Genomic DNA, 21085 nt, shown 5'->3' on the forward strand with positions numbered 1-21085 from the left:
CCGCACTTGGGCCCATCGCCCAGAACATTCTTTCAATCAGTCGCTTGCGACCTTTCAATTTAGTTTTCAACTCGTTGCTCACTAGCCTCTAACAGGCGCACTCGACTGCGCTGGATTAACCAGAGGAATAAAACAATGAGTACCACCCTTGGCTTTGGGGCTCTTTCCCAGCGACGCCTGCTGGGCGTCATGACCGCCAGCCTGCTGTCCCTTTCCGTACAGGCTGCCACCTTGACCCGCGATAACGGCGCTGCGGTGGGCGACAACCAGAATTCGCAAACCGCCGGTGCGACCGGCCCCGTGCTGTTGCAGGATGTGCAACTGATCCAGAAGCTCCAGCGTTTCGACCGCGAGCGCATTCCAGAGCGGGTGGTGCATGCCCGTGGCACCGGTGCCCATGGCACGTTCACCGTGACCGACAGCCTCAGCGACCTGAGCAAGGCCAAGGTCTTTGCCGCAGGCGAAGTGACGCCGGTGTTCGTGCGTTTCTCGGCGGTGGTGCATGGCAATCACTCACCTGAAACCCTGCGCGACCCCCGGGGTTTTGCCACCAAGTTCTATACCGCCGACGGTAACTGGGACCTGGTAGGCAATAACTTCCCGACCTTTTTTATTCGTGATGCCATCAAGTTCCCGGACATGGTGCATGCATTCAAACCCGACCCGCGCACCAACCTGGATGATGATTCGCGGCGCTTCGATTTCTTCTCCCACGTTCCAGAAGCCACCCGCACCTTGACCGAGTTGTATTCCAACTCCGGTACGCCGGCCAGTTACCGGGAAATGGACGGCAATGGCGTGCACGCCTACAAGTTGGTCAACGCCAAGGGCGAAGTGCACTACGTGAAGTTCCACTGGAAGAGCCTGCAGGGCATCAACAACCTCGACCCGCAGCAGGTGGTCCAGGTGCAGGGCCGTGACTACAGTCACATGACCCATGACCTGGTGAGCCATATCAACCAGGGCGACTTCCCGAAATGGGACCTGTATGTGCAGGTGCTCAAGCCCCAGGACCTGGCCGGTTTCGATTTTGACCCGCTGGATGCGACCAAGATCTGGCCCGGGGTGCCGGAGCGCAAGGTCGGGCAGATGGTGCTCAACCGCAACCCGGGCAATGTGTTCCAGGAAACCGAGCAGGTGGCCATGGCCCCGGCCAACCTGGTGCCGGGCATCGAGCCGTCGGAGGACCGCCTGCTGCAAGGCCGGGTGTTCTCCTACGCCGATACCCAGATGTATCGCCTGGGGGCCAATGCCCTGCAGTTGCCGATCAATGCGCCGAAAGTCGCGGTCAACAACGCGAACCAGGACGGCGCGATGAACAGCGCCAGCAGCTCCACCGGGGTCAACTACCAACCGAGCCGCCTGTTGCCCCGCGAAGAACCGCAAACGGCCCGCTACAGCCAACAGCCGCTGAGCGGCAGCACCCAGCAGGCGAAGATCCAGCGCGAGCAGAACTTCAAGCAGGCCGGCGAGCTGTACCGTTCGCTGAGCAAGCAGGAGCGCCAGGACCTGATCAACAACTTCGGCGGCTCCCTGGCCACCACGGATGACGAGAGCAAGCACATCATGCTGTCGTTTCTCTACAAGGCCGATCCCGAGTACGGCAGCGGCGTGACCCAGGTGGCCAAGGGCGACCTGGCCCGGGTCAAGGCCCTGGCCGCCAAACTGACGGATTGATGGTGCGCGCGCGACGCCCGCTCAGGGTGTCGCGTGCTCCTGCTTTGTGTAGACCTGAGGGAGGCGCTCCATGCCGATCTATATCGCGGCACTTTTAATCTGCTGTTCATTCACCGCGCTCGCCGCTCCTGGGGCCGGGCAACCGCCCGCCACGGAGCCGGCCGCGATCAAGGCGCAGTTGCAGGATTACTATTTCGATGCCGCACGGCGCGGTGATGTCGAGATGCTCGACACCTTTATCGAGGCCGGCTATGCCCTCGACACCCAGGACGAAAAGGGTTACAGCGCGCTGATCCTCGCCGCCTATCACGGCCAGGCCCCGGCGGTTGAACGCCTGCTGGCCGCGGGTGCCGACGCCTGCGTGCAGGATAAACGGGGCAATACCGCGTTGATGGGCGCGATCTTCAAGGGCGAACTGGGGATTGCCCGGCGCCTGCTGGCCGCCGATTGCAGCCCGGACCAGCGCAATGCCGCCGGTCAGACCGCCGCCATGTACGCCGGCCTGTTCAAACGCGTGGAGTTGCTGGATGCGCTGGCGGCCAAGGGCGCCGATCTGAATGCCGAGGATCCGCTGGGCAATAGCGCCGCGCGTCTGGCCAGCGGTGAAATCCGTACCGCCGCGCCACACTGATCACCCTCCAGCTGAGCTATCATCGCGGTTTTTGCCGGGGGTTCAGATGGCCAAGGCCAAACGCATGTACGGCTGCACCGAGTGCGGCTCAACCTTTCCCAAGTGGGCCGGGCAGTGCGGTGAGTGCGGGGCCTGGAACACCCTGACCGAAACCATGGTCGAGAGCGGCGGCGCGGCGCCCCCCAGCGGGCGCACCGGCTGGGCCGGGCAGCAGGCGCAGATCAAGACCCTGGCGGAAGTCAGCGTCGAGGAAATCCCGCGTTTCTCCACCGCTTCCGGCGAACTCGACCGCGTGCTCGGTGGCGGCCTGGTGGACGGCTCGGTGGTGCTGATCGGCGGCGACCCGGGTATCGGCAAGTCGACCATTCTGTTGCAAACCTTGTGCAACCTCGCCACGCGCATGCCGGCCCTCTATGTGACCGGCGAAGAGTCGCAGCAACAGGTGGCCATGCGTGCCCGCCGCCTGGGCCTGCCCCAGGACAAGCTGCGGGTCATGACCGAAACCTGCATCGAAACCATCATCGCCACCGCCCGCCAGGAAAAACCCAAGGTCATGGTGATCGACTCGATCCAGACCATCTTCACCGAGCAACTGCAATCGGCGCCGGGCGGCGTGTCCCAGGTGCGCGAGAGCGCGGCGTTGCTGGTGCGCTATGCCAAACAGAGCGGCACAGCGATCTTCCTGGTCGGCCACGTGACCAAGGAAGGCGCCCTGGCCGGGCCGCGGGTGCTGGAGCACATGGTCGACACCGTGCTCTATTTCGAAGGCGAATCCGACGGGCGCCTGCGCTTGCTGCGGGCGGTGAAAAACCGTTTCGGCGCGGTCAATGAACTCGGCGTGTTCGGCATGACGGACAAGGGGCTGAAAGAAGTCTCCAACCCTTCGGCGATTTTCCTCACTCGCGCTCAGGAAGAAGTCCCGGGCAGCGTGGTCATGGCCACCTGGGAAGGCACCCGGCCGATGCTGGTGGAAGTCCAGGCACTGGTGGATGACAGCCACCTGGCCAACCCGCGCCGGGTCACCCTGGGCCTGGATCAGAACCGCCTGGCCATGCTGCTGGCGGTGCTGCACCGCCACGGCGGCATTCCGACCCACGACCAGGATGTGTTCCTCAACGTGGTGGGCGGGGTCAAGGTGCTGGAAACCGCCTCCGACCTGGCGCTGATGGCGGCGGTCATGTCCAGCTTGCGCAATCGCCCGTTGCCCCACGATTTGCTGGTGTTCGGCGAAGTCGGGCTGTCCGGCGAAGTGCGTCCGGTGCCCAGCGGCCAGGAGCGCCTGAAAGAGGCGGCCAAGCACGGCTTCAAGCGGGCCATCGTGCCCAAGGGCAACGCCCCGAAAGAGTCGCCGCCGGGGCTCAAGATCATTGCTGTCACCCGCCTGGAACAGGCATTGGACGCACTTTTCGAATAACCGCCACATGGGCCTTATGAAAGGAAGCAGATGATGGTCAATAAAAGCGGCTGGACCCGGACCCTCGGTTTGGCGCTGATGTTCAGCGCAGTCAGTGCCCAGGCCGAGCAGGGCGAAGTGCCGGAAGGCTATCGGGTGGCGCAGCAGGTGCTGGTCGGCGACGGCTCGGTGCTGGAGGTGCTGGAGGACCTGCGCATCACTCCGCAGTTGCACGCCAACAGTTGGGGCAGTGCGCTGGATGCGGATTCGTTCGATGCGTCGGCGGATCTCGACAACCATCCCTTGCTGGAAGCCCAGGCCCGGTTGCTTGCCGATTCCGGTGAGGTGCTGGCGCAAAAGGACCTGGGCTACCCGCTGGCGACGGTGGAGAAGGCGCCGATCAACGGCCTGCCAGCGCCGGCGTTCTTCCTGACCATCGACATGACAGCGCCCATGGGCAGCTACAGCGGTCCGGCCACCGAGGTCCTGGTGCCGGCACAACATCAGCTCGACCCGTTGCGTTACCTGGCAGAAACCGGGGAGAAACGTCCGTTGGTGCTGGCCGAGACCGGCAAGGCGGCCTGGAAGGTGGTGCCGGCGAACGACAGCGCCACCGAATCCATCCAGCAGGTGTCATCGGCGCCCGCGCCCCAGGGTGAGGATTTTGTGACCACCTACCGGACCTATCGGTATGTCGATGGGCAGTGGCAAGTGGCCTCCCGTCAGCAGCCGGGTTACTGGGAGAACGAGAGCGAATTTCCCCAACCGTCGTTGTTTCCCTGAGGTGAGGGGTGGGGGCGCTGATCAGATTTTGATCAGCGCCCCAAGCTCACGCTCGAGTTCCTCGGGGTCGCCCAGGTTCAGCTCCACCAGCCGCCGCAGATGCTCGATCGACTCCAGGCCGATATGCAGGCAGACGAAGCCGAGCTGGCCATGGTCATCGTGGGCCAGTTGCACGTCCATCTTGACCTTTGCATCGGCACTCAAATGAATGTCGGCTTCGAAGGGCTGGCTGGCATCGCCCAGCCAGGGCTCGGGGCGCTGGATCAGCATGCCCTTGAGCGACAGGTCGAGCAGTTGGACGGGCCAGCGTCGGGTTCCCTGGCTGAGTTCGGTCCTGGCATCAAAAGCAATGCGCTTGAAACGTCGGCGATCGGAATGTTGCTCGCTCATGGCCTGGCCCTCTGCGTGGTGCACTGACTATAGACCCCTGTTCTGCGCTACAGCCAGCGGCGGACCTTGCGGCAATAGTCACGGTAGGTGTCGCCGAACAGGCTTTGCAGCTGCACTTCGTCCGGCTGGATGACGTTGCGGTTCATCAGATACAGCAGGGGCGCCAGCAACAGCCACGGCCAGAGGCTGCCGAGCAACAGGGCGATGGCGCAATAGCCGCAGGTGTCGCCCAGGTTGATCGGGTTGCGGGACACGGCGAACGGGCCGTCACGCAGCAATTGCCGGGGCTGATTGAAGTTGCTGGGGGTGGTGTGCTGCTTGCGCAAACGCCACATTGCCCAGAACGACAGGCCCTGGCCGAGCACGATCAGCAGCACGGCCAGGGCCTGGGTCCAGCCATTGGTGGGGACGGGCAGGGGCAGCCAGTCGGCAAGAAACAGCGCCAAGGTGATGAACAGCAGATACAGCAACGGCGGCGGTAGCAGCGGTGCTTCGGCGGGCCTGGCCATGGGGTCTCCTGACGGGGGGCTTGTAGTTGCGACTGTTTTTTCGCCACGGTGGTTCAGCGTGTTTCCGAGCGGCGGGGCGAAAGCGGCGAGCGGCCGTTCTCACAGGGCTGGATTTTCTTAAAAGAAGGCTCTAGACCAACGTGGGGGGTGGTCTTTGAGGCCAGTAGCGCTAAACTCGGTTTTGCTGTCTTTCTGTCCACCCTGGCTGGAATAAAAAAATGAAAAATAATAATAGCCTGCTACGCCATGTACCCTGGCTGCTGCTGGCAATCGTAGGAGCGTGCGCCCTCGGCGTAGTGGCATTGCGTCGCGGCGAGGCGATCAACGCCTTGTGGATTGTGGTCGCGGCAGTGGCCATTTATCTGGTTGCGTACCGTTACTACAGCCTGTTCATCGCCAATAACGTGATGCAACTCGATGCACGCCGGGCAACCCCCGCCGTGCTCAACAACGACGGTCTGGACTACGTCCCGACCAACAAACACATTCTCTTCGGTCACCACTTCGCGGCTATTGCCGGTGCAGGCCCTCTGGTCGGTCCGGTGCTGGCGGCGCAAATGGGCTACCTGCCCGGCACACTCTGGTTGATTGCCGGTGTGGTACTGGCGGGTGCGGTCCAGGACTTCATGGTGCTGTTCCTGTCGACCCGCCGTAACGGCCGTTCCCTGGGCGACATGGTGCGCGAGGAAATGGGCCGGATCCCCGGGACCATCGCCCTGTTTGGCTGCTTCCTGATCATGATCATCATCCTCGCGGTGCTGGCGCTGATCGTGGTCAAGGCCCTGGCCGAAAGCCCATGGGGTATTTTCACGGTGATGGCGACCATCCCGATCGCGATGTTCATGGGCATTTACATGCGCTACATCCGCCCGGGCCGCATTGGTGAAATCTCGGTCATCGGCGTTTTGCTGCTGCTGGGTTCCATCTGGCTGGGCGGGCAGATTGCCGCTGATCCGGTCTGGGCCAAAGCCTTCAGCTTCACCGGGATCCAGATCACCTGGATGCTCATCGGCTACGGCTTCGTCGCGGCGGTGCTGCCGGTCTGGCTGATTCTGGCGCCCCGGGACTACCTGTCCACCTTCCTCAAGATCGGCACCATCATCGCCCTGGCGATCGGCATCCTGGTGACCATGCCCGAGCTGAAAATGCCGGCCCTGACCCAGTTTATCGACGGCACGGGACCTGTGTGGAAAGGCGGCCTGTTCCCGTTCCTGTTCATCACCATCGCCTGTGGCGCGGTATCGGGCTTCCATGCGCTGATCTCCTCGGGCACCACGCCCAAGCTGCTGGATAACGAAACCAACGCCCGCTACATCGGTTACGGCGGCATGTTGATGGAGTCCTTCGTGGCCATCATGGCGATGGTTGCCGCATCGGTGATCGAGCCTGGTGTGTACTTCGCCATGAACAGCCCGGCGGCCGTGGTCGGCGGTGATGTGGTGGCCGTGGCGCAAACCGTTAGCAGTTGGGGTTTTGCAATTACCCCGGAAGCCCTGCAAGCGGTGGCCCATGACATCGGCGAGACCACCATCCTGGCACGCGCCGGTGGTGCGCCGACCCTGGCCGTCGGTATTGCGCAGATCCTGCACAGTGTCCTGCCGGGTGAAAACACCATGGCGTTCTGGTACCACTTCGCGATCCTGTTCGAAGCCCTGTTCATCCTGACCGCAGTCGATGCCGGTACCCGTGCCGGACGCTTCATGCTGCAGGACCTGCTCGGATCCTTCGTGCCGGCGCTGAAACGCACCGAATCCTGGACCGCCAACCTGATCGCCACCGCCGGCTGCGTGGCGATGTGGGGTTACCTGCTGTACCAGGGGGTGATCGATCCGCTGGGTGGCATCAACACCTTGTGGCCATTGTTCGGTATCTCCAACCAGATGCTGGCGGGTATCGCGCTGATGCTGGCGACCGTGGTCCTGATCAAAATGAAGCGCCAACGCTACATCTGGGTGACCATGCTGCCGGCTGTCTGGCTGCTGATCTGCACCACCACGGCGGGCTTCATCAAGCTGTTCGACGCCAACCCGGCGATCGGCTTCCTGTCCCTGGCCAAGAAGTACAGCGATGCCCTGGCAGGCGGTCAGATCCTGGCCCCGGCCAAGAGCATCGAGCAGATGCAGCACGTGATCTTCAACGCCTACACCAACGCAACGCTGACCGCGCTGTTCCTGCTGGTGGTGTTCAGCATCCTGTTCTATGCGCTCAAGGTCGGCATCGCCGCCTGGGGCACCAAGGAACGTACGGATAAAGAATCGCCCTTCCAGGCCCTGCCGGACGCGTAACCCGAGGATTTGCAAACATGTTCAATGACCTGAGTCGCCTCGGTAAATACCTCGGTCAGGCCGCGCGCCTGATGGTCGGCATGCCCGACTACGACAACTACGTCGAGCATATGCAAACCAAGCACCCGGACAAGCCGGTGATGAGCTACGAGATGTTCTTTCGCGAACGTCAGGAAGCACGTTACGGCGGCAAGGGCGGTCCGAAGTGCTGTTGACGCACACAGACTAGGCAACACCCCACTGTAGGAGCCGGCCTACCGGCGAGGTCTGAATTGACCTCGCCGGCAGGCCGAGCTCCTACAGTTTTTTCAGCCCAAGGGAGATCTTCGTTTTGTCAGCACCCATTCCCGTCACCGTCCTCAGCGGCTTTCTTGGCGCGGGCAAGACCACGCTGCTGCGGCACCTGCTCAAAGCCGAGCACGGCCTGAAAATCGCCGTGATCGAGAACGAATTCAGCGACGCCGGTATCGACACCCAACTGTTGGGGGACGAGCCGGTGCAAGTCATGACTCTGTCCAACGGCTGCGTCTGCTGCACCATCCACACCGATTTGACCAAGGCGCTGTACCTGCTGCTGGAGCGACTGGACAGCGGTGAAATCGCCTTCGACCGCTTGGTGATCGAGTGCACCGGGCTGGCCGATCCGGCGCCCGTGGCCCAGACCTTTTTTATCGATGAAGAGCTGCGCGAGCGGTACATCCTCGACGGCATCATCACCCTGGTGGACGCCGCGCATGCCGAGCACCACCTGACCCAGACCATCGCCCAGGCCCAGATCGGCTTTGCTGACCGGCTGCTGGTGAGCAAACGCGACCTGGTGGATGACGCCACCTTCAACGCCCTCAGCGAACGCCTGACCCGGATCAACCGCCGGGCGCCGATCCGCGTGGTGGAGCACGGCCAGATCGACCTGGCCGAGCTGCTGGATGTGCGCGGGTTCAACCTCAATGCCGACCTGGGCGGTGGCGTCAGCTTGCGTCCGGTGAGCAAGGCGCCTTCGATCGATCGTATTTCCAGCCTGGTGCTGCGCACCGACCTGCCGCTGGATATCGAAAAACTCAGCGAGTTCATGAACGAGCTGCTGGAAGACCACGGCAAGCAATTGCTGCGCTACAAAGGCGTGCTCAATATCGCCGGCGAACCGCGGCGCATGGTGTTCCAGGGCGTGCTCAAGCTGTACGGCTTCGACTGGGACACCGAATGGGCCGAAGGCGAAGCGCGGGAAAGCGTGATTGTGTTTATCGCCGACGACCTGCCGGAAGAAAAGATTCGTGCAGGATTTGCACGAGTGGCTGCGAGCTAAGGCCTACCCCTCTATGGACAGGCTCGGCCGCCGCACAGGCGTGCGGCAGCCGGCCGGCCCGAGCCGGGTTTAACGTGCGCCCAGCAGCCTGGCTTCCAGATGGTCCAGGTGCTGGTTCATCAAAGCTTCAGCGGCCTGGGTATCCCCGGTTTCCAGGGCATCGACAATCGCCGAGTGTTCCTGCCAGGCGCAGTAGTTGCAGGCCCGGGATTCATGGTGGGCGATGGCCAGGGACGTCAGCGGCACCAGGCTGGCCAGAAAGTGCGCCAGCGGCCCGTTGCCCGCCACCTCGGCCAGTTGCAGGTGGAACTCGCCGGACAGGCGAATGGCCGGCCCGCGCTGATCCCGTTCGATAGCCTCGCGTTCGCGGGTAATCAGTTGGCGCAGCGGCTGCAAGTGCCGGGGCCGTGGTTGCTGGCAGGCCAGGCGCACCAGGGTGATTTCGGTCAGGCGCCGGGCATGCAGGATCTGCCGGGTCTGCTCGATGTCCGGCGCCGCCACCTGTGGCCGGTGGTTGGGGCGCAGGATGATCACCTGTTGGTGGGACAGCCGGGCCAATACCTGGCGAATGATGCTGCGGCTCACCCCAAAGGCCAGGCCGAGGCTTTCTTCGGTGACGCGGCTGCCGGGGGTGATGCGCTGTTCGAGAATGGCTTCGAAAATCTGTGGATAGACATCGTCGACCAGCAGCTTTCTCTGGCCCCGGCCCAGGCGGGGCAGGGCGCCGCTGGGGATGAATGCATGATTGTTCAAGGCGCAGCTGGCCATGGCCTGTCTCCAGTCCGGTTGCCGATATGAAGTGTTCTACATCGGGTCAGTGACCCAGGTTGTCGTCCGGGATGTTCAGTTCGATGCCCATGCGCTGGCCTTCCTGGAGGATATGCTTGCGCATCTCGGCGCTGGCCAGCGCGCTGTTCTTGTTGCGGATGGCCCGTACCACCGCTTCGTTTTCCTGCAGGCGCTCGGCCAGGTGTTCCGGCGAGTTGCGCAGGATGTCCGCGCTTTGCTTCAGCGCATTGCTGGTCTGTTGCACCACGTTCTGGAAGATCGGGTTGGAGGTCAGGGCGAACAGCTCCTCATGGAAGGCAATGTAGGCGTTAATCCCGGCTTCGCTGTCGTTGGCGTCGAGGGCTTCGCGCATGTCCATCAGGGTCAGGCGCAATTGCCCGACTTCCTTGCTGCTGATGGACTGAGCCACCAGGCCGACGATAAAGGGCTCAAGGGTATAGCGCAGTTGCAGCACGTCTTCCAGGCTGGCACCGGCCACCCCACTGCTGCTGATCGATGGCTCGTTGAGGCTGGCTTCGAGCACCAGCACACCCTTGCCGGGCAGGGAGCGCACCAGGCCCAGGGTTTCCAGAACGGTGACCGCCTCACGCAGGCTTGGACGGCTGATGCCCAGTTGTTCGGCCAACTCGCGTTGCCCGGGCAGCATGTCGCCGCAGCGCCATTGGCCACGGGCCAAGGCTGCCCGCAGTTTTTCCACCACTGAATTTACCACCGTCGACGAGCTGATCACTGTTCACTCCATGGGTATCGGTAACGCCGCCATCGGCGGGCGCTGATTGTTGTGCCTGCCGCCGGCAGGCACAAGTGCTGCCTAGAACTCCTGCTGATGAGCGGCCGCGGCAGGTTTGCGCGGCTGGAAGCCGTAACCCTGCTGGCCACTCAAGACCTTGTTGGCGCGTTGCAGGTCGATGTCTTTCTCCCAGCGGGCGATGGCCACGGTGGCCACGCAGTTGCCGATCAGGTTGGTCAGGGCGCGACCGATGCCCATGAACCAGTCAACCGCCAGCACCAGGACCAGGCCGACCACCGGAATCGCCGGGATCGCCGTCAGGGTCGCGGCCAGAATCACCAGCGCCGAACCGGGTATGCCGTGGGCACCTTTGGAGGTGATCAGGGACACCAGGAGAATGGTCAGCAAGTCCGACATCGACAGCGGCGTACCCGTGGCGTTGGCGATAAACACGATGGCCAGGGTCAGGTAGATGGAAAACCCATCGAGGTTGAACGAGTAGCCGGTGGGGATCACCAGGCCCACCGTGGAGCTGCCGATCCCCAGATGTTCGAGCTTGCGCATGATCTGCGGCAGCACGGCGTCGGATGAGGCGGTGCCGAGCACGATCAGCAGTTCTTCGCGCAGGTACTTGAGGAACGGCAGCATGCGCAGGCCCGACAGGCGCATCACCAGGCCCAGGATCACCGCGACAAAGGCAAAACAGGTCAGGTAGAACAGCCCCACCAGGCTGCCCAGGTGTTGCAGCGAATCCACGCCGTACTTGCTGGTGGTGAAGGCAATGGCGCCAAACACCCCGATCGGCGCCAGGCGCACAATCATGCCCATGATGCGGAAGATCACGTGGCTGAGTTCATTGATCAGCCGCGAGATGCCGGAGGCGGCTTCGCCCACCAGGTTCAGGGCGCTGCCGAACAGCACGGAAAACAGCAGGACCTGGAGGATGTTGTTATCAGCGAAGGCGCCGATCACCGAGGTCGGGATCAGGTTCATCAGGAACTGCGCGGTGCCCTGCATATGCTGGCCGCGCTGGGCGATGTCACCCATGTCGGCGCTGGACAGCTGGTCCAGATGGATATTGGCGCCGCTGCCAATGCCGGTGCTGAAGGCCATGACCAGGCCGATCACCAGGGCGATGGTGGTGAGGATTTCGAAGTAGATGACTGATTTGAGGCCGATGCGCCCGACCTTTTTCAGGTCGCCGGCACCGGAAATGCCGCTGACCACCACGCAGAACACGATCAGGCCGATCAGCATCTTGATCAGCTTGATAAAGCCATCGCCCAGCGGTTTGAGTTGTGAGGAGAATTCGGGAAGGGTGAGTCCGCAAACGACGCCGAGCATCAGTCCGAGAACAACCTGGAGGAAAATCGAACGCGAGCACCATCTGAGCATGAGGAGGATCCTGATCGGTGTCCTGTCTGCCGTGCGGGTTAGCGCTTGCGGATCCAGGACTTAATTATTGTGGTCTTACCGGTATGTCCAGTGCAGGCGCAGTCTACGCTCGGATTTTATGGGTTTACAAGGGGGATGGCGGAAATTGGCATGACCGGTCTGACCAGTGGCGTCAGATAGGGCGGGCGGGGTGTTTTGAGGAGGGGCGTTGTGCCTGGAGTGTTTGTGGGGGGAGCAGGTCCAGCGCAGGCCGTCTCTGACCCACAAAACACCCACCCACAAAAAAGCCCGGCACCAGGGCCGGGCTTTTCTACTGCGTTATGCGGGCTATTAAGCGCCGTATACCGGCAGCTTCTTGCAGATGGCCTTGACCTTCTCGCGAACGGCGTCGATCACCGCTTCGTTGGAAAGGTCTGCCAGGATGTCGCAGATCCAGCCAGCCAGTTCCTTGCACTCGGCTTCCTTGAAGCCGCGAGTGGTCACGGCTGGAGTGCCGAAGCGCAGGCCGGAAGTGACGAACGGGGAACGTGGGTCGTTCGGTACCGAGTTCTTGTTCACGGTGATGAAGGCTTTGCCCAGAGCGGCGTCAGCGTCCTTACCGGAGATTTCCTGCTTGATCAGCGACAGCAGGAACAGGTGGTTTTCAGTACCGCCGGAAACCACGTCGAAACCGCGCTCGATGAACACGCCGGCCATGGCCTTGGCGTTCTTGATCACTTGTTGCTGGTAGGTCTTGAACTCAGGCTGCAGCGCTTCCTTGAAGCAGATGGCCTTGGCGGCGATCACGTGTTCCAGCGGGCCACCCTGGGCGCCCGGGAATACCGCGGAGTTCAGCTTCTTCTCGATGTCGGCGTTGGCGCGAGCCAGGATCAGGCCGCCACGTGGACCGCGCAGGGTCTTGTGAGTCGTGGTGGTGACCACGTCGGCGAATGGCACCGGGTTCGGGTAGACGCCAGCGGCGACCAGACCGGCTACGTGAGCCATGTCCACGAACAGGTACGCACCGACCTTGTCGGCGATTTCACGGAAGCGCGGGAAGTCCAGGATCTGCGAGTAGGCAGAGAAGCCGGCCACGATCATTTTCGGCTTGTGCTCGAGTGCCAGGCGCTCGACTTCGTCGTAGTCGATCAGGCCGTTGGCATCGATGCCGTATTGAATGGCGTTGTACAGCTTGCCGGAGGAGGAAACGCTGGCGCCGTGGGTCAGGTGACCGCCGTGGGCCAGGCTCATGCCCAGGATGGTGTCGCCAGCCGACAGCAGGGCCAGGTACACCGCGCTGTTGGCTTGGGAGCCGGCGTGGGGCTGGACGTTGGCGTAATCGGCGCCGAACAGCTCCTTGGCGCGGTCGATGGCCAGTTGCTCAACCACGTCGACGTATTCGCAGCCGCCGTAGTAACGCTTGCCTGGGTAGCCTTCGGCGTATTTGTTGGTCAATACCGAGCCTTGAGCTTCCATCACCGCTGGGCTGGTGTAGTTTTCCGAAGCGATCAGCTCAATGTGTTCTTCCTGGCGCTGAGCTTCTTGCTCCATGGCGGCAAAGAGATCGGCGTCGTACTTGGCAATAGTCAAATCACGGCTGAACATGGCGGTCCTCAAGGATCGGGGGCAGAAAAGGGAGGCATTCTAACCCAATGGGTTTTAGATGGCATATGAAAGGACATCATGTCGCACAGAAGCAGCGTTCAAGTGACGAGCAGCAAGCGGAGCGCTTTTCTTTTGCCGCTTGTCGCTTGAAGCTTGCCGCTGTTTCTAGTCGAACATGAAGAGGGCGTCGTTGCTGAACTGGGCTTCGAAGCGATTGGCCGGCATCGGGCGGCCGAACAGGTAGCCCTGGACCTCGTCGCAACCGTGTTCGCGCAGGAAATCCAGCTGCTCGTGGGTTTCCACACCCTCGGCGATCACCGCCAGGTTCAGGCTGTGGGCCATGGCAATGATGGCGCGGGCGATTTGCGCGTCCTGCTCGCCGGACGGCAGGCCATCGACGAAGGTCCGGTCGATTTTCAGCACGTCGATCGGGAACTGCTTGAGGTAGTTCAGCGATGAGTAGCCGGTGCCGAAGTCATCGACGGCGATGCTCAGCCCCAGGTTTTTCAGGCCGGCAAGAATCTGCATGGCCTCGCTGACTTCGCGCATCAGGATACTTTCGGTCAGTTCCAGCTCCAGGCACGCCGGCGGCAGGCCGGTTTCCTTGAGGATGGTGGCGATCCGCGTACCCAACTGGCCGTCGGAGAACTGCCGCGCCGAGATGTTCACCGAGACTTTCGGCACCCGGACCTTGGCCAGGTGCCAGGATTTGAGCTGGCGACAGGCCTCGCTGATCACCCAGTCACCGACATCCACCACCAACCCGAGCTCTTCGAGCACCGGGATGAAGTCCCCCGGCGGCACCAGCCCGCGCCGCGGATGACGCCAGCGCAGCAGGGCCTCGGCCCCGGTCAGGCGCTTGCCGTCGCCGCTGAATTGCGGCTGGTAGTACAGGACGAATTCTTCCTGCTCCAGGGCGTGGCGCAGGTCGCTTTCAAGCTCCAGGCGCTCCAGGGCGCTGGCGTTCATGTCCGCCTGGTAAAACTGGAAGTTGTTCTTGCCGCGTTCCTTGGCGTGGTACATCGCGGTGTCGGCGTTCTTCATCAACTGGCTCAGTTCATTACCGTCCTGCGGGCTCAGGGCGATGCCGATACTGGCGGTGACAAAGAACTCACGGCCCTCGAGCACGAAGGGTTTGACCAGGCTGGCGAGAATCTGCTCGGCGACATGAATCGCCCGGTTCAGCGCCATTTCACGGCTGGCGCGAGGCTGCAGGAGCAGGGTGAACTCATCGCCGCCCATGCGCGCCACGGTGTCGTCATCGTCGACGCAGCCCAGCAGGCGCGTGGCCATTTCCTTGAGCATGCGATCGCCCGCGGCATGCCCCAGGGAGTCGTTGATCGGCTTGAAGCGGTCAAGGTCGAGGAACATCAGCACCACCCAGGACTTCTGCCGTTCCGCCGATTGCAGGGCGGTGTGCAGGCGGTCCTGGAACAGGGTGCGGTTGGGCAAGTGGGTCAGGGCATCGTAGTAGGCCAGGCGGTGAATCCGCTGCTCGCTGGCCTTGCGCTCGCTGATGTCACTGAAGAAGCACACGTAGCTGGCCAGGTCGCCTTCGTCATCCAGCACCGCGGTAATCCCGACCCAGGCCGGGTAGTGCTCGCCATTACGCCGCTTGAGCCAGACTTCGCCTTCCCAGGTGCTGTGCTGGTGCAGTTGCTTGAGCACGTAGCGCAGGTGGGCTTCCTGCTGTTCGTCGACGGTCAGCATGTTCGGCAACTGGTCGAGTACCTGGGACACCGCGTAACCGCTGACCCGGCTGAAGGCCTCGTTGGCCTGCACGATATAGCCGGCCGGGTCGGTGATCAGGATCGCCGAGGTCGAGTGTTCGAAAACCGTGGCCGCCATGCGCAGGTCTTTTTCCGCGCGGCGTTGCTGGCTGATGTCGCGGCCAACGCCGAGCACGCCTTCGAACGCCCCGTGTTCGTCCCACACCAGCACCAGGCGCAGCTCGATGGGGATCTTGCGGCCGTCGGCGCGCAGGCAATCGAACAGGAACAGCTGGGTCTGCACCTGGCTGCGCAACTGCGCCAGTTGCTCGGGTTTGTCCAGGGCCTTGCTGACCCGGTCCATCAGGGCGTAGATGCCGGTCAGTTGCTGCGGGTTGGCGATGGTCGATTGCCAGCCGTTCTGGAAGATCCAGTCCACTTCATAACCCAGCACCGCCAGCACCGACGGGCTCACGTAGTTCAACGACAGCTGGCTGTCGGTGGAGAAGATCACGTCGCTGATGCTTTCGGCGAGCATGCGGTAGCGCTGCTCGCTGTCGCGCAGGGATTCGCTGGCCTCGATCTGGTCGGTGATGTCCTTGGCCACGCCGATGATCCGCGTGACCTGGTCGTGCCGATCCCGCGCCAGCGCCTGTTCGCGGATCTCGAAGCGCCGCCATTGGCCGCTGCGGTGGCGAAAGCGCAGTTGGCATTGCAACAGCTGGGCATAACCCGCATGCCGCTGTTCCTGGCGCAGGCGGTGGTAGAGGTCGGCGTCTTCGGGGTGCAGCAGGATCTCCCAGAAGTACTCGCCCATCTGGTGCAGTTCGGTCTTGTTGTAGCCCAGGGTCTGCCCCAGGTGATGGTTGCTGAAAATCATCCGCTGGCTGATCACGTCCTGCACATACAGGTGATCGGGCACGGTGCGCACCACGTCCGACCAGAAACCTTCACGCTCCAGCAGCGACAGTTCGATCAGCTTGCGGCTGGTGATGTCACTGATGCTGAGGATCACCGCGCGGTAGTCGCTCGGGTCTTCCGGCAGGCGCAGCACCAGCCACAGGTGCTGGTCCTTGCCCTGGGCATCGCTGAGCTTGATTTCCAGCTCCAGCTGCTTTTGGCGGGTGAGCACGGCATCCAGCAGTTGAATGCCGATGGCGTTGCCGTTGAGCGGGCAGCCGTCGATCAGCAGTTTCCAGGCACTTTCGCAGGCGTCGACATTCAGCAGGCGCAGGGCGACCTGGTTGACTTCGGTAATGCGCAGTTCCTGCAACAGTTGCAGGCGCTGCTCGGGGCTCTGTTGCAGCCAGTGCCTGAGTTGCTCGCTGGTGCGCAGTTGCAGCTTGTCGAGCAGAACCGGGAGCCCGGAGATATCCAGCACGCACAAGGCCACGCCGGTGCCTTCGAAAATATCCTGGTAACGGCGCCGACCTTCGTGCAATTGGCGCTGGCGCCGGCGCATGTTCAGCAGGGCGATCACCGGAATCAGCGAGAAGGCTAGGCCCAGCAGGCATTTGCCGATAAAGGCCGGCAGCAGTTGCTCGATCACCGCGCGCTCATCGAACAGGCCGCGCAATTGCCAATCGCTATTGCCCAGGGGCGTGACCAGCACGGTGTTGGCCATTTCGTCGGGCGAAAGCTGACCGGGCGTCGGGCTGCTGCTTTCATCGCGGCTGATGACTTGTTGGGTCAGGCGGTTTTGCACCACCCACACCGGGCGGAAGCTTTCGTCGCTGTGCCGGGTCAGGGTCTGGAAGAAACTCGGGGCGACCCGCAGTACCCAATAACCCTTTACCGCGCCGCTGGGCTGGTGCAGTAACAGGTACACCACCGAACCTTCCGGGCCATTGCCGAAGAAGAAGCGCTGGGCGTGGCTGCGCTCGACCAGTTTTGCCAGCCAGGCGGCATCCTGGCTGTCGGTGGCGCTGTCGCTCAGCACTTGGCCCTGGGCATCGAGCAGGGCGACGCTGCGCACATCCGGCAGGGACAGCTGGAGTTTTTTCAGCAGTTGCTGCTGTTGCTCGGTGTCGCGGGGCTGTTCGACGATCGGTAGCAGGTTGAGGGCAATCTGCGCGTTCAGCGCCAGGTTCAGGCTGAGGTGATCAGCCAGATCGGCGCTGTAGTCGATGGCATGTTGGTGCTGGTCTTTACGGGTTTGCTGCAGTTGGTCGAGCAACTGCCAAAACAGCAGGGCGAGCAGCAGCAGTACCAGCGTTGCCAATCCCCCCTTCAGGGTGCCGCGCAGGGGAGAGCCGGGCGCAGAGGCGATTGCGCGCACGGAAGATGGCGGAATGACATTGGACAAGCTGTGACCCTGCGGTTTGGCTGGACTGGCGCGACGTGCACTATAAGCCGGACGCCCGAAGGGCGGCTAGCATGCCTTGAGTTGTGGCAAAGTGCCAGCCCCGCCTGGCTGGACCTTAGTCATCCGTTGAGGTAGCTTTGCCGGTTACGCGGGAGCGTTCCAGCTCCAGACAATCAGGCATTTTCCGCGCGCAGGTATTGATCATGATCAACGCCCGTGCCGCGCATGGCCTGGCCCGGGCTTTGCCCGATCTATTCATCAGTCACTGACGCTAGGTTCACCATGGCTCAATACGTCTTCACCATGCATCGGCTGGGAAAAGTTGTTCCGCCGAAGCGGGAAATCCTCAAAAACATTTCGCTGTCATTCTTCCCTGGCGCCAAGATTGGCGTACTGGGCCTCAACGGTTCGGGTAAATCCACCCTGTTGAAAATCATGGCCGGCGTTGACACCGAGTTCGACGGTGAAGCACGCCCGATGCCAGACCTGAACATCGGCTACCTGCCACAAGAGCCACAGCTGGACCCGACCAAGACCGTGCGTGAAGTGGTCGAGGAAGCGGTCAGCGTGATCAAGGACGCCCAGGCGCGCCTGGACGAGGTGTATGCCGCCTACGCCGACCCGGATGCCGATTTCGACAAGCTGGCCGCTGAACAGGCCAAGCTCGAAGCCATCCTGCAAGCCAGCGACGGTCATAACCTGGAGCGTCAGCTGGAAGTCGCCGCCGATGCGCTGCGCCTGCCGGCCTGGGATGCCAAGGTCGAACACCTGTCGGGTGGCGAGAAGCGGCGTGTGGCCCTATGCCGCCTGCTGCTGTCGGCCCCAGACATGCTGCTGCTCGACGAACCGACCAACCACCTGGACGCCGATTCCGTCGCCTGGCTGGAACACTTCCTCCACGACTTCCCGGGCACTGTGGTCGCGATTACGCACGACCGTTACTTCCTGGACAACGTTGCCGGCTGGATTCTGGAACTCGACCGTGGCGCCGGTATTCCTTATGAAGGCAACTACTCGGGTTGGCTCGAAGCCAAGTCCGACCGTCTGGCTGCCGAATCCAAGCAGCAGTCGGCTCACGAAAAAGCCATGAAGGAAGAACTGGAGTGGGTGCGCAAAGGCGCCAAGGCCCGCCAGTCCAAATCCAAGGCTCGTCTGCAACGCTTCGAGGAAATGCAGTCCCAGGAATTCCAGAAGCGCAGCGAGACCAACGAGATCTACATCCCGGCCGGTCCGCGCCTGGGTGACAAGGTCATCGAATTCAAGAACGTCACCAAGGGCTATGGCGATCGCGTCCTGATCGACAACCTGTCGTTCAGCATGCCTAAAGGCGCCATCGTCGGCGTGATCGGCGGTAACGGTGCGGGTAAATCCACCCTGTTCCGCATGCTGATGGGCAAGGAACAACCGGATTCGGGCAGCATCGAAGTCGGCGAAACCGTGCAGTTGGCTTGCGTCGATCAGAGCCGCGACGACCTGGATGGCAGCAAGACCGTGTTCCAGCAGATCTCCGACGGTTCCGACCAGATCCGCATCGGCAACTACGAGATCCCGTCCCGTACCTACGTCGGTCGTTTCAACTTCAAGGGCGGCGACCAGCAGAAGTTCGTCAAGGACCTGTCCGGTGGTGAGCGCGGTCGCTTGCACCTGGCCCTGACCCTGAAAGAGGGCGGCAACGTCCTGCTGCTCGACGAACCGTCCAACGACCTTGACGTTGAAACCCTGCGTTCCTTGGAAGAAGCCCTGCTGGACTTCCCGGGCGCCGCCATTGTGATCTCTCACGATCGGTGGTTCCTTGACCGCGTCGCGACCCACATCCTGGCGTACGAAGACGACTCGCAGGCGGTGTTCTTCGAAGGCAACTACACCGAGTACGAAGCCGATCGCAAAAAACGCCTCGGCGAAGCGGCTGCCCAGCCGCATCGCGTACGGCACAAAAAACTGGCCTGATCAGGTCGGTTGGAACAAAAGCGGAGCCTTCGGGCTCCGTTTTTTTTGCCTGGCGATCGTCGTCAGAGTGGAGTTGAACAAGGGGAATTGCTCAATCGGCGAGCGGTTTCAGAGGTGACCGGAATCGGGCGATCGGGTTAATGTTGATCCTCGTTTCGGTGCACAAAAATCGGCTTTTCAGGGGCTGATTTATATCTAATGCACCATTTAAATTCATAACTGCGACATTTTGCGCTGTCGCGGTGCGAATCGAATTGCTAAAGTCCCGGGCAAATCTCCGTTAACGACAATAAATTTGCCGAGACTTTTCCATGATCGAATCCGTCGAAGACTTCCTTGCCCGCCTGAAAAAACGCGATCCAGACCAGCCTGAATTCCACCAGGCGGTGGAAGAGGTACTACGCAGCCTGTGGCCTTTTCTGGAAGCCAATCCTCATTACCTGACCTCGGGTATTCTCGAACGCATCTGCGAGCCGGAGCGTGCGGTGGTGTTCCGTGTGTCGTGGGTCGACGATCAGGGCAAGGTCCGGGTCAACCGCGGTTTCCGCATCCAGATGAACAGCGCCATCGGTCCCTACAAGGGCGGTTTGCGCTTCCACCCTTCGGTCAATCTGGGGGTGCTTAAATTCCTCGCCTTCGAACAGACCTTCAAGAATTCCCTGACCTCGCTGCCCATGGGCGGCGGCAAAGGCGGTTCGGACTTCAACCCCAAGGGCAAGAGCGACGCTGAAGTCATGCGCTTCTGCCAGGCCTTCATGAGCGAGTTGTATCGTCATATTGGTGCGGACGTGGACGTGCCAGCGGGCGATATCGGCGTCGGCGCCCGGGAAATCGGCTTCCTGTTCGGGCAGTACAAGCGCCTGAGCAACCAGTTCACCTCGGTCCTGACCGGCAAGGGCATGAGCTACGGCGGCAGCCTGATTCGTCCCGAGGCCACCGGTTTTGGCTGCGTGTACTTTGCCGAAGAGATGCTCAAGCGCCGTGGCGACCGGGTCGAAGGCAAGCGCGTGGCGATTTCCGGTTCGGGCAACGTGGCGCAGTACGCGGCGCGCAAAGTCATGGACCTGGGGGGCAAGGTGATTTCCCTGTCCGACTCCGAGGGCACGCTGTATTGCGAGTCCGGCCTCAGCGAAGAGCAATGGCTGGCGGTGCTGGAGCTGAAAAACGTCAAGCGCGGGCGCATCAGCGAGTTGGCCGAGCAGTTTGGCCTGGAGTTCCTCGCCGGCCAGAGCCCGTGGTCCCTGGCGTGCGATATCGCATTGCCCTGCGCGACCCAGAACGAACTGGACGCCGACGCTGCCCGCACCCTGCTGCGTCAGGGCTGCATCTGCGTGGCTGAAGGCGCGAACATGCCGACCACCCTGGAGGCTGTGGATATCTTTATCGAGGCCAATATCCTGTTCGCTCCGGGCAAGGCGTCGAACGCCGGCGGCGTGGCGGTGAGCGGGCTGGAGATGTCGCAGAACGCCATGCGCCTGCTGTGGACTGCCGGGGAAGTGGACAGCAAGCTGCACAACATCATGCAGTCGATCCACCATGCCTGCGTGCATTACGGCGAAGAGAACGGTCGGATCAACTACGTCAAGGGCGCGAACATCGCCGGCTTCGTCAAGGTTGCCGATGCCATGTTGGCCCAGGGCGTGGTCTGAGGCGCT

At 62.2% G+C, this 21085-nt stretch carries 16 protein-coding genes; 9 read left to right on the plus strand and 7 right to left on the minus strand.

Annotated features, from left to right (window positions below; translation table 11 throughout):
* Window positions 1–189: 189 nt before the first annotated feature.
* From katB to CF161_RS09770, 4 genes are all read left to right on the plus strand, one after another.
* Window positions 190–1677 (plus strand): catalase KatB, encoded by a 1488-nt coding sequence (gene katB, locus CF161_RS09755; RefSeq protein ID WP_218187563.1) that lies wholly within the window; start codon window positions 190–192, stop codon window positions 1675–1677.
* A 70-nt stretch (window positions 1678–1747) separates the two neighbouring features.
* A complete protein-coding gene (locus CF161_RS09760) occupies window positions 1748–2308 on the plus strand; it encodes an ankyrin repeat domain-containing protein (RefSeq protein ID WP_020296418.1) in 561 nt (186 codons plus the stop codon).
* 46 nt (window positions 2309–2354) lie between these two features.
* Window positions 2355–3722, plus strand: coding sequence for a DNA repair protein RadA (gene radA, locus CF161_RS09765; RefSeq protein ID WP_020296419.1), 1368 nt, complete (start codon window positions 2355–2357; stop codon window positions 3720–3722).
* 30 nt (window positions 3723–3752) lie between these two features.
* Window positions 3753–4484, plus strand: coding sequence for a hypothetical protein (locus tag CF161_RS09770; RefSeq protein ID WP_020296420.1), 732 nt, complete (start codon window positions 3753–3755; stop codon window positions 4482–4484).
* Window positions 4485–4505: 21 nt separating this feature from the next.
* Here the strand turns inward: CF161_RS09770 and CF161_RS09775 are convergent, their stop codons facing one another.
* Window positions 4506–4874 (minus strand): PilZ domain-containing protein, encoded by a 369-nt coding sequence (locus tag CF161_RS09775; RefSeq protein WP_020296421.1) that lies wholly within the window; start codon window positions 4872–4874, stop codon window positions 4506–4508.
* A gap of 47 nt (window positions 4875–4921) precedes the next feature.
* Window positions 4922–5383 (minus strand): isoprenylcysteine carboxylmethyltransferase family protein, encoded by a 462-nt coding sequence (locus CF161_RS09780; RefSeq protein ID WP_020296422.1) that lies wholly within the window; start codon window positions 5381–5383, stop codon window positions 4922–4924.
* Window positions 5384–5601: 218 nt separating this feature from the next.
* On the opposite strand from CF161_RS09780, the gene CF161_RS09785 reads away from it, so the two are divergent.
* The 3 genes from CF161_RS09785 to yjiA all read left to right on the plus strand — a co-directional run bounded on the left by CF161_RS09785 (window position 5602) and on the right by yjiA (window position 8971).
* The gene (locus tag CF161_RS09785) at window positions 5602–7668 is read left to right on the plus strand and encodes a carbon starvation CstA family protein (protein WP_020296423.1); all 2067 of its coding nucleotides are present in this window, start codon (window positions 5602–5604) and stop codon (window positions 7666–7668) included.
* A gap of 17 nt (window positions 7669–7685) precedes the next feature.
* Window positions 7686–7883, plus strand: coding sequence for a YbdD/YjiX family protein (locus CF161_RS09790; RefSeq protein WP_007895266.1), 198 nt, complete (start codon window positions 7686–7688; stop codon window positions 7881–7883).
* Window positions 7884–7999: 116 nt separating this feature from the next.
* Complete coding sequence (gene yjiA, locus CF161_RS09795; protein WP_020296424.1) at window positions 8000–8971, plus strand: GTPase; 972 nt, start codon at window positions 8000–8002, stop codon at window positions 8969–8971.
* A gap of 69 nt (window positions 8972–9040) precedes the next feature.
* Here yjiA and CF161_RS09800 read toward each other — a convergent pair whose 3' ends face one another.
* The 5 genes from CF161_RS09800 to CF161_RS09820 all read right to left on the minus strand — a co-directional run bounded on the left by CF161_RS09800 (window position 9041) and on the right by CF161_RS09820 (window position 17483).
* The gene (locus CF161_RS09800) at window positions 9041–9739 is read right to left on the minus strand and encodes a GntR family transcriptional regulator (protein ID WP_020296425.1); all 699 of its coding nucleotides are present in this window, start codon (window positions 9737–9739) and stop codon (window positions 9041–9043) included.
* A gap of 46 nt (window positions 9740–9785) precedes the next feature.
* Window positions 9786–10490: a FadR/GntR family transcriptional regulator gene (locus CF161_RS09805; RefSeq protein WP_020296426.1), complete on the minus strand. Its 705-nt coding sequence runs from the start codon at window positions 10488–10490 to the stop codon at window positions 9786–9788.
* An 81-nt stretch (window positions 10491–10571) separates the two neighbouring features.
* Window positions 10572–11885 (minus strand): C4-dicarboxylate transporter DctA, encoded by a 1314-nt coding sequence (locus CF161_RS09810; protein ID WP_043229058.1) that lies wholly within the window; start codon window positions 11883–11885, stop codon window positions 10572–10574.
* A 330-nt stretch (window positions 11886–12215) separates the two neighbouring features.
* Window positions 12216–13469: a serine hydroxymethyltransferase gene (gene glyA, locus CF161_RS09815; RefSeq protein ID WP_020296428.1), complete on the minus strand. Its 1254-nt coding sequence runs from the start codon at window positions 13467–13469 to the stop codon at window positions 12216–12218.
* 165 nt (window positions 13470–13634) lie between these two features.
* On the minus strand, window positions 13635–17483 hold the full coding sequence (locus CF161_RS09820; protein ID WP_043229060.1) for a bifunctional diguanylate cyclase/phosphodiesterase: 3849 nt from the start codon (window positions 17481–17483) through the stop codon (window positions 13635–13637).
* A 282-nt stretch (window positions 17484–17765) separates the two neighbouring features.
* Here CF161_RS09820 and ettA point away from each other — a divergent pair, with 282 nt between their 5' ends.
* Window positions 17766–19430 (plus strand): energy-dependent translational throttle protein EttA, encoded by a 1665-nt coding sequence (gene ettA, locus CF161_RS09825; protein ID WP_020296430.1) that lies wholly within the window; start codon window positions 17766–17768, stop codon window positions 19428–19430.
* A gap of 311 nt (window positions 19431–19741) precedes the next feature.
* Complete coding sequence (gene gdhA, locus CF161_RS09830) at window positions 19742–21079, plus strand: NADP-specific glutamate dehydrogenase (protein WP_020296431.1); 1338 nt, start codon at window positions 19742–19744, stop codon at window positions 21077–21079.
* Window positions 21080–21085 lie beyond the last annotated feature (6 nt).

It is taken from the genome of Pseudomonas sp. CF161 (assembly GCF_000416215.1).
Lineage (GTDB): Bacteria > Pseudomonadota > Gammaproteobacteria > Pseudomonadales > Pseudomonadaceae > Aquipseudomonas.